Source organism: Variovorax sp. KBW07, from assembly GCF_003852515.1.
In the GTDB taxonomy this organism is placed as follows: domain Bacteria; phylum Pseudomonadota; class Gammaproteobacteria; order Burkholderiales; family Burkholderiaceae_C; genus Variovorax.
The window spans coordinates 1-14,073 of record NZ_QAJK01000142.1 but is presented as its reverse complement, the minus strand read 5'-3'; the positions used below and the strand labels follow the sequence as shown (position 1 = coordinate 14,073).

Below are 14,073 nucleotides of genomic sequence, written 5' to 3'. Positions count from 1 at the left end.
CGCTCCTGAGGCAAGCAGCTCCGCAATAACTCAGGCAATAAAAAAGCCCGATGAACTCATCGGGCTTTTAGCTGGCCGTTGATCAGCCAGTCCGACTCAACAGAAATCAGGCCGCCAAGCGCTGCTCGATCGCAGCCTTCGTCTCCGGCAGCTCCTTCGGCAGATGATGTTCCAGCTGCTTGAACAGCTCGGCATGCAGCTTCAGTTCGGCTTCCCAAGCAGCCTTGTCGATACTGGTCACAGTAGCGAACTGCTCGGCGCTGAAATCCAGCCCGGTCCAGTTCAAGTCTTCATAACGCGGGCTCACGCCGGTGATGTGTTCGATGCCTTCAGACTTGTTGCCTTCCACACGATCGATCATCCACTTCAGCACGCGCATGTTCTCGCCGTAGCCTGGCCAGACGAACTTGCCGTCGGCGCCCTTGCGGAACCAGTTGGTCGTGTAGATCTTCGGCAGCTTGGCGCCGGAGGCTTCAAGCTTCTTGCCCAGATCGAGCCAGTGCTGGAAGTAGTCGCTCATGTTGTAGCCCATGAAGGGCAGCATCGCGAACGGATCGCGGCGAACAACACCCTGCTGTCCTGCAGCAGCGGCAGTGGTTTCCGAACCCATCGTGGCGGCCATGTAGACGCCTTCCACCCAGTTGCGGGCTTCGGTCACCAGCGGCACGGTCGTCGAGCGGCGTCCGCCGAAGATGAACGCATCAATTGAAACGCCCTTCGGATCGTCCCAGGCGTCGTCGAGTGCCGGGTTGTTCGTAGCAGCCACGGTGAAGCGTGCGTTCGGGTGCGCGGCCTTGGCGCCGGTTTCCTTCGCGATCTGCGGCGTCCAGTCCTTGCCCTGCCAGTCGATCAGGTGGGCCGGCAGTGCCTTGCCCGGCGCGTCCTGTTCCATGCCTTCCCACCACACGTCGCCGTCGTCGGTCAGCGCGACGTTGGTGAAGATCACGCCGTTGTCCAGGCTGCGCATGCAGTTCGGATTGGTCAGCATGTTGGTGCCAGGGGCCACGCCGAAGTAGCCGGCCTCGGGGTTGATGGCGCACAGTGAACCGTCGGCCTGCGGCTTGATCCAGGCGATGTCGTCGCCGATGGTCGTGACCTTCCAGCCATCGAAGCCTGCCGGCGGCACCAGCATCGAGAAATTCGTCTTTCCGCAGGCACTGGGGAAGGCTGCGGCCACGTGGTATTTCTTGCCTTCGGGATTGGTCACGCCCAGGATGAGCATGTGTTCGGCCAGCCAGCCTTCGTCGCGGCCCATGTTGGACGCGATGCGCAGCGCGAAGCACTTCTTGCCCAGCAGCGCGTTGCCGCCGTAGCCTGAGCCGTAGCTCCAGATCTCGCGCGTCTCGGGGTAGTGAACGATGTACTTGGTCTTGTTGCAGGGCCAGGACACGTCCTTCTGCCCGGCCTCGAGCGGCGCGCCCACGGTGTGCACGCAAGGCACGAACTCGCCGTCGGCGCCCAGCACCTCGTACACGGCCTTGCCCATGCGGGTCATGATGCGCATGTTGACCGCCACGTAGGGCGAGTCGGACAGCTCGATGCCGATGTGCGCGATGGGCGAACCCAGCGGCCCCATGCTGAACGGCACCACATACATCGTGCGGCCTTTCATACAGCCGTCAAACAGCGGCTGCAAAGTGGCCCGCATCTCGGCCGGGGCCATCCAGTTGTTGGTCGGGCCGGCGTTTTCTTTCTCGGCGGAGCAGATGTAGGTGCGGTCTTCGACGCGCGCGACGTCGCTCGGGTCGGACACCGCGAGGAACGAGTTGGGGCGCTTGGCCGGGTTGAGCTTCTTGAAGGTGCCCGCGTCGACCAACTGCTGGCAGAGGCGGTCGTATTCTTCCTTGCTGCCGTCGCACCAGTGGATGGCTTCGGGTTTGCACAGTGCGGCCATGTCGGCCACCCAGGCAATCAGCTTGGCGTTCTTGACGTATGAGGGCGCCTGAATGGTGAGGCCCTTCATCGTGGGTGCGTTCATCGGAAATCTCCTAAGTTGAAAAATCGTCTTTCCGAACGGGGCGCCGTGCCCGCAGAAAGGGCACGGAGGTCCGTTTGAGAAAACGTTTCGCTTTGGGAGAGTGCGCCGGCGCGGGCCGCACGACCCGCGGACAAGGCCGCGAAAGCCTGTCAGCCAGTCAGGCCATCAGGCCAGGAAAACGGCAATCGATGCCAGCAGCAGCATGAGCACGCCACCGGCCAGCGGGAGCACGAGAGGCATCAGGTGAACGACCGATTCGACGGCGTCTTTTTCGACGGCTGCGCCATGGCTCGGATCGACGGGAGTGGGGTTGGACATCGGGAAGTACCTCGAATACGCAATAGACAGACTGCCGGCATTTTACCGGCGGGTAGCCCTGGACCGGTCTAGGGGGTTGCGAGCCCCCAAACCGCAAGTGTCAAGGGCTTTCAGTGTTGTTCTTCGGCCTCGAAGCCGGCGTCTTTCAGCGCGGTGAGCACACTGGCCAGGTGGGCCCGACCACGGGTCTGCAGCACCAGCTCGATGTCGACGTTCTGCGCCGCCAGCATGGTGAAAGCGCGTTGGTGATGCACTTCGTCGACGTTAGCGCCCGCTTCGGCCACGGTGGCCGTGATCTCGGCCAGCGAGCCCGGCACATCGCGCGCGCTCACGCGCACCCGCGCCAGCCGGCCAGCCCGGACCATGCCACGTTCGATGATGGCCGCGAGCAGCAGCGGATCGATGTTGCCACCTGACAGCACCAGCCCGACGCGCTTGCCCTTGAAGCGCTCTGGATGGCGGATCAGCGCCGCAAGGCCCGCGGCACCAGCGCCCTCGACCAGCGTTTTCTCGATCTCGAGCAGCATCAGCACGCCCTGTTCGATGTCGCCTTCGTCCACCAGCAGCAGGTCGTCGACCTTGCTCGCGATGATCTCCCGCGTCAGCACGCCCGGTGTGCCCACTGCAATACCTTCGGCGATGGTGCTTTTGCCCTGCACGTGGTGCGTGCCCTTGACGGCGTTGACCATGCCGGGGAAGCGCGTGGTCTGAACGCCGACGATCTCGATGTCGGGCCGGCGCTCGCGTGCCGCGATGGCCATGCCGGCGATCAGCCCGCCGCCGCCGACCGCCACCACCAGCGTGTCGAGGTCGGGCACCGCGTCGAGCATTTCGAGCGCCACCGTGCCCTGGCCGGCAATGATCGCCTCGTCGTCGTACGGATGCACGAAGGTCAGCCCCTCGCGCTCGGCCAGCTCCAGCGCATGCGCGCGTGCCGCGTCGAGCGTGTCGCCGTGCAGCACCACCTCGGCGCCGAAGCCGCGCGTGCGCTCGATCTTCACGCCCGGCGTGAAGCGCGGCATCACGATCAGCGCGCGCAGGCCCAGCCGCTGCGCGTGATAGGCCACACCCTGCGCATGGTTGCCGGCCGACATGGCGATCACGCCGCGTGTACCGTTCTGGGAAAGATCGACCAGCTTGTTGCACGCACCGCGTTCCTTGAACGAGGATGTGAACTGCAGGTTCTCGAACTTCAGGAACACCTGGGCGCCGACGATCTCCGACAGCGTGCGCGACTCGACGCAGGGTGTATTGAGCACCTGACCTTGCAGGCGCGCCGCGGCGCGCTGGATTTCTTCGATTCCGACCATGGCGGGCATTGTGGCCGGAATCGCACCATCAGGGTTTTTACCCTTACGGCGTCTTCCCGAAGCCAAAAGTCTGCGTTATGGTCGCTCCAAGTATTTCCTCTCTGGACTCTCTGGAGGTTGTCTGATGGTCAAGCGTGCGGGTGTCGATGTCGTGGCTGCTGCGGTGCGCGGGCAGGCATTGCCTTCGCCCGGCCTCAAGGAGGCGCCGGTGCTCGAGCTCATGTGCTCGCACTTCGTGCTCACGCTCGCCGCCAAGCAGGGGCCGCGCTTCAATGTGCGGCGCGATATCAACGGGCTGCTCTCGCTCACGGGCCGCCACCTGGTGTGGCCCGCCGCGGTGCTGCAGCGCCTGCGCGAGTTCCTGGGCCGCCGCTGCGCGGGCAATGAAGCGTGGAAGGGCGTCGAGAATTTCGATGGCCGCACGCTGCTCGAACGGCACGGCGTATGGCGCGGCCCGTATGAAGAAGGCACGCTCTTCTTCTACCTCGACGAATACGCGAAGGACCAGCCGAAAGACCTGCTCTCGGTGCTTGCCGTCACGCGCGACTGGCTCACGCATGCATTGCGCAAGCAGTCGACATTGGTCGAGAAGAACATCGATGCGCTCGCGGGCCTCTTGCAGCTCAACAAGGCCGAGCGCGCGCTGCTGCTCTACGGCACGCTCGCACGCTACCAGCGCGACCTGCGCTCGTTGCTGGTCGAGTTCAAGGTCAACAATGCGCCCGAGGCCTATGCAGCCATCGCCGACATCGCGGGCGTCAACGCCAGCGAAGTCGGAGAGGCCTTGCGCGCCGGTTCGCGGCTCGAGCGCATCGGCCTGGTCGAGAACCTGATTTCCGAGCACAACATCACCGACCTTGCCGACCTCATGAAGGTCAGCGAAAAGCTGCCGCCGGTGCTGATGCGCGAGTACCGCGACCACAACGAACTGATGGCGGTGTTCACGCGGCCGTCGGCCAAGAGCGCGCTCACGCCGCACGATTTTTCGTTCGTCGAAGAAGACGCGCAGATGCTCGTCACGCTGCTGCGCGCCGCTGTCGCGCGCAAGGAGCCCGGCGTCAACGTGCTGCTCTATGGCCCGCCCGGCACCGGCAAGACCGAGCTTGCCAAGGTCGTCGCGCAGGCCGCGGGCTTAGAACTCTTCGAAGTCGAATACGCCGACCGCGACGGCAATTCATTGAGCGGCCGCGACCGCTACCGCTCGCTGCAGATCGCGCAGGTGTTCCTCAAGGGCAGCGCACAGGCCGCGTTGCTGTTCGACGAGGTCGAAGACGTGTTCCCGCCGATCAGCACCGAGGCCGCGCAGTTCATGGCGCGCGCCGAGCAGATTCCCGCGCCCACCAGCGGCAGCGTGAGCGGCAAGGCCTGGGTCAACCAGATCCTCGAAGCCAACCCCGTGCCCACGCTGTGGGTCACCAACCGCATCGAGCAGATCGACCCGGCCTTCCGGCGCCGCTTTGCGTACCACCTCGAGCTCAAGTCGCCGCCACCCGGCGCGCGCGAGCAGCTCGTGAAGAAGACGCTCGAAGGCGTGGTCGTGTCCGAAGCCTTCACCGCCAAGCTGGCCGGCCGCAAGGGGCTCACGCCCGCGCAGATCCGCACCGCGGTGCGCTTCGCGGGGCTGGCCCGGACCGACGATGCCTCGATGGAAGGCCTCATCGAGCGGCAACTGCGCAACGCCGACCTGGCCCTGGGAACGCTCGACGCCGGCCGCGGCGAGCGCCGCAGCGTCACCACCTACGACCTCGACATGCTCAACGTCGAGACGCGCTTCGAGATCCCGCGCATCGTCGAGGCGCTCAAGGCGCGTGGACACGGCACGCTGTGCTTCTATGGCGCGCCCGGCACCGGCAAGACCGCGCTGGCCGAGCACATCGCCAAGGCCGTCGGCCGTCCGCTGATCGTCAAGCAGGCCAGCGACCTCATGAGCAAGTACGTCGGCGAGACCGAGCAGAACATGGCCGCCATGTTCAAGGAGGCCGAGAACGAAAAGGCCGTGCTGCTGCTTGACGAGGCCGATTCCTTCCTGCAGGACCGGCGCGGTGCCCAGCGCACCTACGAAGTCACCGAGGTCAACGAGATGTTGCAGGGCATGGAGCGTTTCAACGGCGTCTTCATCTGCACCACCAACCTGCTCGACCGCATCGACCAGGCGGCGCTGCGCCGCTTCACCTTCAAGATCAAGTTCAAGCCGCTCACCAGGGAACAGCGCGAGCGCATGTTCGTGACCGAGGCTCTGGCAGGCGATGCATCGCTCATGACCACGGCCCTGCAGGCGCGGCTCGGGCTGTTGCCGCAGCTGTGCCCGGGGGATTTCGCCGCGGTGAAGCGGCAGACCGACATTCTTGCAACCGAGTTCTCGGCGGCCGAGTTTCTCGACCAGCTAGAGGCCGAGCACCGCATCAAGCCCGAAGTGCGCGAATCGCGCGGCATGGGCTTCGTGCAATAGTCGCGACAGCGCCGGCAACAGGCGCCGCGACGACGACGAATGACGACAGAACAACGGGTGTGAAGCCCGGGAGCGCATCGCGGGCGGAGCGGCTGCCCCATGCGAAACATCCGTCCACCATGGTGGACACGAGGAGGATTCCGATGGGCTTTTGCAAGACCTGCAAGATCGATGCGCGGCGGTTGCCGCGTCCTGGTGCCTGGGCTGCGACCGCAGCGCTCGCCGTGGCCGGCCTGCTGGCAGGTTGTGGAGGCGGCGGAGGTGGCGGCGGGGGCGTGCCCATCGGCCTGTTCCCCGGCGTCACGCCACCGCCCGCCAGCGGCGACGGCATCGTTGCCTCGTCCACGGTGGCCGGCCTGTGCGCCTCGCCGCGCAGCGGTGTCACCCCCGACACCGGCACGCCTTACCCCGACCGCCTGGGCTCGCTCGACAACGAGAAGAGCTGGGTGCGCGGCTGGATCGATGAAACCTACCTCTGGTACGGCGAGGTGCCGACCACGCTCAAGGCCGCCGACTACGCAACGCCCATCACCTGGTTCAATGTGCTCAAGACCACGGCCACCACCGCGTCGGGCAAGGCCAAGGACCGCTTCCACTTCACCTACAACACCGAGGAGTACAGGCAGCTGTCGCAGGGCGGCGTGTCGGCCGGCTACGGCACGGAGTTCGCGTCCGTGCGCAGCTCCCCGCCGCGCAACATCCGCATCGCCATGGTCGAGCCCGGCTCGCCGGCCAATACCGCGGGCGTCCAGCGCGGCTACAAGATGGTCAAGGTCGACGGTGTCGATGTCATCAACAGCACCAGCAGCGCCGACATCAACACCATCAACCGCGCCATCTCGCCGAAGGCCGTCGGCGAGTCGCACACCTTCGTGTTCTCGGTGGGCGGCGTGGACCAGGCGCCCGTCACGCTGACCGCGGCCAATGTCACCAGCACGCCGGTGCAGAAGACCCAGGCCATCGGCGATGTGGGCTACCTGCTGTTCAACGACCACATCTCGACCTCGGAGAAGCAGCTCGTCGACGCCATCAACCAGCTCAAGGGCCTGAACGTCAAGGACCTGGTGATCGACATGCGCTACAACGGCGGCGGCCTGCTGAGCATTGCCAGCGAGCTGGCCTACATGGTGTCTGCGCCGGCGACCGGCTCGACCTTCGAGCGCCTTGCCTTCAACGACAAGAACCCCTTCAAGCTCACGCCGTCGCAGACCTTCGTGCCGTTCTACAGCACGGGGCGCGGTTTCTCGGTGTCGTCGGGCCAGCCCCTGCCCACGCTGGGCCTGACGCGCGTCACCGTGCTCACCGGCCCCGACACCTGCTCAGCGAGCGAATCGGTCGTCAACGGCCTGCGCGGCGTCGGCGTCACCGTCAACCTCGTGGGCGGCACCACCTGCGGCAAGCCCTACGGCTTCTATCCGCAGGACAACTGCGGCACCACCTACTTCGCGATCCAGTTCAAGGGCGTCAACCAGGCGGGCTTCGGCGACTACGGCGACGGCTTTGCGCCCACCTGCACCGTGGCCGACGACTTCGACCACCAGCTCGGCGACAAGAACGAAGCCCGGCTGGCTGCCGCGCTCGGCCTGATCAGCGGCGGCTCGTGCCCCGCGGTCGCGGCCAAGGCGGCTGCCGCCAGCGGTGCGCTCGACAAGGTCGGCCCCGCCGCGCCCGGCGCCGAGCAGGAGCAACCCTACCTGCGCGACCGCACGCCGCTGCGCCAGAACCGGCTGCTCGAAGCCGCGCCCAACCCCGCCTGATCCCCGTCGCGCTCTCGCGGAAAACCCCTAGGCCACGGTGCTTGCCACACCCGTGGCTTGCGCCGCAGAATTTCGCAAACGTTTGCGCAAACGTTTGTATTTCAGCGTTCCTCGACTGAAAACCAAACTCTTAGGAGAAGAAGATGCGCAAATGGATCGGGACGATGTTCATCGTCGTCATCGCGGTGCTGGCGGGTTGTGGCGGCGGGGGCAACGGAGGCGGTTTCGGCGTCGGCCCGGGCTTTGGCGGAACGCCGGGCGCCACCGCGCAGAAGATCATCATCGACAGCGACTACAACACCATGAGCGACGACGGCCAGCTCGGCGTCATGGCCGCGCAGCTGCAGGCCTCGGGCAAGGTCCAGGTCATGGGCATCAGCGTGGTCTCGGGCAACCAGTGGCTCAAGCAGGGCGTGGCCGATGCGCTCATGTCGGTCGAACGGCTCGGCGTGGGCAGCCGCATCGGCATCTATTCGGGCGCCAACTACGCGCTCAACCACACCTACGCCGACATCCAGGCCGAGATGGCCGCGGGTGCCGGCGGCGACGGCTACCTGGGCGCCTGGAGTGGCCCCGAGCCCAAGACCGACGCCGACCTCAAGCCCTCGCCCGACGGCTTTGCCACCCACACCGCGCTGCAACGCAAGAGCGCGGTCGACTTCATCGTCGACACCGTCAAGGCCAACCCGAACGAGATCACCATCCTGGCCATCGGCCCGCTCACCAACATCGCGCTGGCGGTGAAGCAGAACCCTGAAATCGTGCCGCTGATCAAGAAGATCATCTACATGGGCGGCGCCGTCGATGTGCCCGGCAACACCACCAAGACCGCCGAGTTCAACTGGTGGTTCGACCCCGATGCCGCGCAGTTCGTGGTGCGCCTGCCCATCCCGCAGGTGGTGGTGCCGCTCGACGTGACCGACACCGTGTTCCTGACCAAGACCATCTACGACCGCATCGCGCATCCGGCCACGCCCACCGCCGTGACCGAGGTGTTCCGCAAGCTCAACGGCTACGGCTTCGACGGCAAGAACGGCTTCGAGAACAACCCCGACTACACGCAGAACATCTGGGACACGCTGACCCTGGCCTACCTGATCGACCCGGCCTACGCCACCCAGACCGTCGAGCGCTATGTCGACGTGGTGGCCAAGCCCGGCGCCGCCGACAACGGCCGCTCCATCGGCTACACCTCGCAGCCCGCGGGCCCGACCCTGCAGAAGATGACGGTGGTGAAGAAGTTCGACAACGCGCGCTTCTTCGAGCTGTATGTCGACCTGCTGACGCGGCCGGTGCCGGTCACGCTGCCGGCCGCCAACTGAACCCGGGCCGGAGCAAACTGCGGCTGGCTAGAAAGCCGAGCAGACCCGCAGCACCTCGGTGCCATAAGCCTCGAGCTTCTTGGTGCCGATGCCGCTGATGCCCTGCAGGTCTTCGAGCGTCGCCGGGGCGCGCTCGGCAATCGAGGCCAGCGTCGCGTCGTGGAAGATCACGTAGGCCGGCAGGTTGTGCTCCTTCGCCACCTCGGCGCGCCAGGCCTTGAGCGCATCGAAGCGCTTCTGGCCGGTGGCGTCGAGCTTGGCCGCCGCCGGCGACGGTGCGCCCTTGACGGTTTTCTCGCGCCGCGACTTGCGCTCCGCCGGTGACGACACCGACTCGCGCAGCGTCACCGCCGCCTCGCCCTTGAGCACCGCGCGCGACCCTTCGGTCAGCTTCAGCGTGTTGAACGCCTCGGCGTCCACCGCCAGCGCGCCCGTGGCAATCAGCTGCCGCAGCACGCCGCGCAGCTGAATCTCGCTGAACTCCGCGCCCAGGCCGAAGGTGCTGATGCGCTCATGGCCGAACTGCTTGACCTTCTCGGTCGACTTGCCGCGCAGGATGTCCATGATGTGCCCCGCGCCAAAGCTGATGCCGCTGAGCTGCTGCACCCGGTAGATGGTGCTCAGCAGCTTGCGCGCGGCATCGGTGCCGTCCCACACCTGCGGCGGGTTCAGGCAGTTGTCGCAGTTGCCGCAGGGCGTGCTCTTCTCGCCGAAATAGCCCAGCAGGCGCACGCGGCGGCAGTCGCTGGCCTCGGCCAGCGAAAGCAAGGCGTCGAGCTTGCCGCGCATCACCTGCTTGAATTCTTCGCCGGCCGGGCTCTCGTCGATCATGCGGCGCTGGTTCACCACGTCCTGCAGGCCGTAGGTCATCCAGGCGTCTGCGGGGCCGCCGTCGCGGCCCGCGCGGCCGGTTTCCTGATAGTAGCCCTCGATGTTCTTCGGCATGTCGAGGTGGCCGACGAAACGCACGTCGGGCTTGTCGATGCCCATGCCGAAGGCGATGGTCGCGACCATCACGATGCCTTCTTCGCGCAGGAACCGGTCCTGGTGCTTCTGGCGCACCGCCGCGTCGAGCCCGGCGTGGTACGGCAGCGCGTTGATGCCCGCGTCGCGCAGCGTCACCGCCACGTCTTCCACCCGCTTGCGCGACTGGCAATAGACCACGCCCGCATCGCCTTCGTGCTCGCGCTCGATGAAGCGCAGCAGCTGCGTGGTCGCGTCTTTCTTCTCGACGATGGTGTAGCGGATGTTCGGCCGGTCGAAGCTGGAGACGAACTGGCGCGCCTCTTCCAGCTGCAGCCGCTCGACGATGTCGGCACGCGTCAGGTCGTCGGCCGTGGCCGTGAGCGCGATGCGCGGCACGCCCGCGTAGCGCTCGTGCAGCACCGTCAGCGCGCGGTATTCGGGGCGGAAGTCGTGGCCCCACTGGCTCACGCAATGCGCCTCGTCGATCGCGAACAGCGAGAGCTTGCCGCGCTCCTTCAGAGAGTCGAGCTGCGACAAAAAGCGCGGCGTGTTCACCCGCTCGGGCGCCGCGTACAGCAGCGTGATCTCGCCGCGCAGCATGCGGCGCTCGACGTCTTGCGTCTGCTCCCAGTCGAGCGTGGAATTCAAAAAGGCCGCGTTCACGCCCGCCTCGTGCAGCGCGCCCACCTGGTCGTGCATCAGCGCGATCAGCGGCGACACCACCACCGACACGCCGTGCCCCGCGCGCTGCCGCGCGATGGCCGGGATCTGGTAGCACAGCGACTTGCCGCCGCCCGTGGGCATCAGCACCAGCGCGTCGCCGCCCGCCACCACGTGGTCGACGATGTCCTGCTGGGCGCCCCGGAATTGCGAGTAGCCGAAGACTTCGTGAAGGATGTCGGCGGGTGCTGCGCTGCCGGGGGCGTCGTCGAGGGGATGGGGAGCGAGAGAGGACACAGGCAGCGGACGCGGCGGGGCGCGAGGGCGAAAAAAGGGGAAGGCGCCGATTGTCCCCCAGTGGCACCGATATGACTGTGGCACGAGGTTTGCAATGGTGACCTCCGCCCTGCGGCCCTTCCTGTATAGACAGCAATCTGGTGCATTTCCCTATGGCATGCACCGAAAATGACCTTCCGGGTTATCCTGTATATACAAGTTGGGGCGCTTGGCAACAATGCGAGGCGCGCGCTGTCCGATTTCCGGGGCGCATCGCCGAGCCATCTCTCTCTCAAAAAATGGAACCAGGAGTCCCCATGGTCAAGACGGTAGTTGTGAAAGTCGCTTCGCTGCTGGCAGCAGGTGCATGTGCAGCGGGCATGGCCGGAACGGCCGCCGCCCAGGAAACGAAGATTGCGCTCGGCATGTCCGGCTGGACCGGCTTTGCGCCGCTCTCGCTGGCGGACAAGGCCGGCATCTTCAAGAAGAACGGCCTGGACGTCGAACTGAAGATGATCCCGCAGAAAGACCGCCACCTGGCGCTGGCTTCCGGTGCCATCCAGTGCGCGGCCACCACGGTCGAGACGCACGTGGCATGGAACGCCAACGGCGTGCCCATCGTGCAGATCTTCCAGATGGACAAGTCCTACGGCGCCGACGGCCTGGCCGTGCGCAACGACGTCAAGAGCTTCTCCGACCTCAAGGGCAAGAGCATTGGCGTGAGCGCTCCCGGCACCGCACCTTACTTCGGCCTGGCCTGGATGCTCAGCAAGAACGGCATGAGCCTGAAGGACGTGAAGGTGGTTTCGCTCGAACCCCAGCCCGCCGCCCAGGCCTTCGTGGCCGGCCAGAACGACGCCGCCATGACCTACGAGCCCTACCTGTCGACCGTGCGCGCCAACCCCGCCGCCGGCAAAATTTTGGCCACCACGCTCGACTACCCGATGGTGATGGACACCGTGGGCTGCGCGCCCACCTGGCTCAAGGCCAACGCCAAGGCCGCCGCCGCGCTCACCAAGTCGTACTTCGATGCGCTCGACATGATCAAGGCCGACCCGGCCAAGGCCAACGAACTCATGGGTTCGGCCGTCAAGCAGAGCGGCGAGCAGTTCGCCAAGTCGTCGGCCTTCCTGCGCTGGCAGGACAAGGCCGCCAACCAGAAGTTCTTCGCGGGCGAGCTCACCACCTTCATGAAGGAAGCCGCGACGATCCTGCTGGAAGCCGGCGTGATCCGCAAGGCGCCTGAAGACTACACCGCCACCTTCGATGCAAGCTTCGTCAAGTAAGGCGCTGCCGCAGCAGGTGCCGCCCCGCGCGGCATCGGCGCCCGCCGTTTCCTCCCAGCCCGCCGTGGCCGCACCCGTGCGCCGCCGCGCGTTCGCGCCCCTCGAACCCATCGGTGCGCGTGCGCGCGTGCTGCTGGGGCTTGGCTTCTTCGTCGTGTTCGTGCTCGTGTGGTCGCTCGCCACGCTCGGCGGCTTCGTGTCGCCGACCTTCCTTGCGAGCCCGCCGACCATGGTCAAGGAGGGCTGGCTGCTCTTCACCGAGTACGGCTTCATCGGCGACATCGGCATGACCGTGTGGCGCGTGTTCGGCGGCTTCCTGCTGGCGGCCGTGTTCGCGGTGCCGCTGGGCATTGCCATGGGCACGTGGAAAACGGTCGAGGCCTTCTTCGAGCCTTTTGTCTCGTTCTGCCGCTACCTGCCCGCCTCGGCCTTCATTCCGCTGCTCATCCTGTGGGCCGGCCTGGGCGAAATGCAGAAGCTGCTGGTGATCTTCATCGGCTCGTTCTTCCAGATCGTGCTGATGGTGGCCGTCACCGTGGGCGGCGCGCGCCGCGACCTCGTCGAAGCCGCCTACACGCTGGGCGCCAACAGCCGTGGCATCGTGGCGCGGGTGCTCATTCCGGGCGCCGCGCCGGGCATCGCCGAAACGCTGCGACTGGTGCTCGGCTGGGCCTGGACGTATGTGATCGTGGCCGAGCTGATCGGCTCGTCCTCGGGCATCGGCCACATGATCACCGACAGCCAGGCGTTGTTGAACACCGGGCAGATCATCTTCGGAATCATCGTGATCGGTGTCATCGGCCTGCTCTCCGATTTCGCTTTCAAGGCGCTCAACCGCCGTCTGTTTGCATGGGCCGCACTGTGAAGACGATGACCACGCAGAACCAACTTTCCATACAGGGCGTTTCGCGCGTCTTCACCGGCACCAAGGGCCAGAGCACGCAAGCGCTGCTGCCCATCGACTTCGAGGTGAAGGAGAACGACTTCGTCACCATCCTCGGCCCTTCGGGCTGCGGCAAGTCGACGTTGCTGCGCATCGTGGCGGGGCTCGACTTCCCGACCACCGGCCAGGTGATGCTCGACGGCGAGCGCATCGAAGGCCCCGGCGCCGACCGCGGCGTGGTGTTCCAGAGCTACACGCTGTTCCCCTGGCTCACGGTGGCGCAGAACATCCGCTTCGGCCTGCGCGAGCGCGGCATGAGCGAAGCCGACCAGAGGGAGCGCAGCGAGTTCTTCATCGCGAAGGTGGGCCTGCGCGGTTTCGAGCACCACTTTCCGAAGCAACTGTCGGGCGGCATGCAGCAGCGCACGGCAATCGCCCGCGCGCTGGCCAACGACCCGAAGATGCTGTTGCTGGACGAGCCCTTCGGTGCGCTGGACAACCAGACGCGTGTGCTGATGCAGGAGCTGCTGCTGGGCATCTGGGAGTCGGCGCAGAAGACGGTATTGTTCGTCACGCACGACATCGACGAAGCGATCTTCATGGCGAACCGTGTGGCAGTGTTCAGTGCGCGCCCGGGTCGCATCAAGACCGAGATCGCGGTCGACTTTCCGCATCCGCGCAGCTACACGATCAAGACTTCGCCCGAGTTCATGGACATCAAGGCGCGGCTGACGGAAGAGATTCGCGCGGAGTCCATGGCTGCTGCGGAACACTAGATGACGCGCTGCTCTGTTGTTCGTCGCGTTGTGTGTGGCGTGCGCTGTTCGGGGCGCTGCCGTTCAGGGCGCGCCCGCGCCGACGGCGTGCT

10 protein-coding genes are annotated in these 14,073 nt (G+C 66.0%); 6 read left to right on the top strand and 4 right to left on the bottom strand.

Annotation, left to right across the window (positions count from 1 at the left end):
* Positions 1-106 precede the first annotated feature (106 nt).
* The 3 genes from DBV14_RS26175 to DBV14_RS26170 form a co-directional block, all read right to left on the bottom strand.
* Positions 107-1,978 (bottom strand): phosphoenolpyruvate carboxykinase (GTP), encoded by a 1,872-nt coding sequence (locus DBV14_RS26175; protein WP_124463632.1) that lies wholly within the window; start codon positions 1,976-1,978, stop codon positions 107-109.
* Between the two features lie 165 nt (positions 1,979-2,143).
* Complete coding sequence (locus tag DBV14_RS33510; protein ID WP_185546130.1) at positions 2,144-2,296, bottom strand: hypothetical protein; 153 nt, start codon at positions 2,294-2,296, stop codon at positions 2,144-2,146.
* A 110-nt stretch (positions 2,297-2,406) separates the two neighbouring features.
* A complete protein-coding gene (locus DBV14_RS26170) occupies positions 2,407-3,606 on the bottom strand; it encodes a threonine ammonia-lyase (protein WP_185546129.1) in 1,200 nt (399 codons plus the stop codon).
* Between the two features lie 124 nt (positions 3,607-3,730).
* On the opposite strand from DBV14_RS26170, the gene DBV14_RS26165 reads away from it, so the two are divergent.
* The 3 genes from DBV14_RS26165 (at position 3,731) to DBV14_RS26155 (ending at position 9,134) form a co-directional block, all read left to right on the top strand.
* A complete protein-coding gene (locus DBV14_RS26165; RefSeq protein WP_124463628.1) occupies positions 3,731-6,055 on the top strand; it encodes an ATP-binding protein in 2,325 nt (774 codons plus the stop codon).
* 143 nt (positions 6,056-6,198) lie between these two features.
* A complete protein-coding gene (locus DBV14_RS26160) occupies positions 6,199-7,812 on the top strand; it encodes a S41 family peptidase (RefSeq protein ID WP_260397235.1) in 1,614 nt (537 codons plus the stop codon).
* 143 nt (positions 7,813-7,955) lie between these two features.
* The gene (locus DBV14_RS26155; RefSeq protein WP_124463623.1) at positions 7,956-9,134 is read left to right on the top strand and encodes a nucleoside hydrolase; all 1,179 of its coding nucleotides are present in this window, start codon (positions 7,956-7,958) and stop codon (positions 9,132-9,134) included.
* Positions 9,135-9,161: 27 nt separating this feature from the next.
* Here DBV14_RS26155 and recQ read toward each other — a convergent pair whose 3' ends face one another.
* Positions 9,162-11,057, bottom strand: a complete 1,896-nt coding sequence (gene recQ / locus DBV14_RS26150; RefSeq protein WP_124463621.1) for a DNA helicase RecQ — start codon at positions 11,055-11,057, stop codon at positions 9,162-9,164.
* A 296-nt stretch (positions 11,058-11,353) separates the two neighbouring features.
* Here recQ and DBV14_RS26145 point away from each other — a divergent pair, with 296 nt between their 5' ends.
* The 3 genes from DBV14_RS26145 to DBV14_RS26135 are packed head-to-tail and all read left to right on the top strand — an operon-like array spanning position 11,354 to position 13,981.
* Positions 11,354-12,322, top strand: coding sequence for an ABC transporter substrate-binding protein (locus DBV14_RS26145; protein WP_124463619.1), 969 nt, complete (start codon positions 11,354-11,356; stop codon positions 12,320-12,322).
* Entirely contained in the window at positions 12,303-13,187 is an 885-nt protein-coding gene (locus DBV14_RS26140; RefSeq protein ID WP_185546128.1) for an ABC transporter permease, read from the top strand. The genes DBV14_RS26145 and DBV14_RS26140 overlap by 20 nt, the downstream gene beginning before the upstream one ends.
* On the top strand, positions 13,172-13,981 hold the full coding sequence (locus DBV14_RS26135) for an ABC transporter ATP-binding protein (RefSeq protein WP_124463618.1): 810 nt from the start codon (positions 13,172-13,174) through the stop codon (positions 13,979-13,981). Before DBV14_RS26140 ends, DBV14_RS26135 begins: the two co-directional genes overlap by 16 nt.
* The last annotated feature ends 92 nt before the right edge of the window (positions 13,982-14,073 follow it).

Coding starts and splice junctions, on each gene's coding strand:
- DBV14_RS26135 (WP_124463618.1), top strand. CDS start 13,172: ATGGGCCGCACTGTGAAGACGATGACCACGCAGAACCAACTTTCCATA.
- DBV14_RS26170 (WP_185546129.1), bottom strand. CDS start 3,606: ATGGTCGGAATCGAAGAAATCCAGCGCGCCGCGGCGCGCCTGCAAGGT.
- DBV14_RS26140 (WP_185546128.1), top strand. CDS start 12,303: ATGCAAGCTTCGTCAAGTAAGGCGCTGCCGCAGCAGGTGCCGCCCCGC.
- DBV14_RS26155 (WP_124463623.1), top strand. CDS start 7,956: ATGCGCAAATGGATCGGGACGATGTTCATCGTCGTCATCGCGGTGCTG.
- DBV14_RS26160 (WP_260397235.1), top strand. CDS start 6,199: ATGGGCTTTTGCAAGACCTGCAAGATCGATGCGCGGCGGTTGCCGCGT.
- DBV14_RS26145 (WP_124463619.1), top strand. CDS start 11,354: ATGGTCAAGACGGTAGTTGTGAAAGTCGCTTCGCTGCTGGCAGCAGGT.
- DBV14_RS26175 (WP_124463632.1), bottom strand. CDS start 1,978: ATGAACGCACCCACGATGAAGGGCCTCACCATTCAGGCGCCCTCATAC.
- DBV14_RS26165 (WP_124463628.1), top strand. CDS start 3,731: ATGGTCAAGCGTGCGGGTGTCGATGTCGTGGCTGCTGCGGTGCGCGGG.
- DBV14_RS33510 (WP_185546130.1), bottom strand. CDS start 2,296: ATGTCCAACCCCACTCCCGTCGATCCGAGCCATGGCGCAGCCGTCGAA.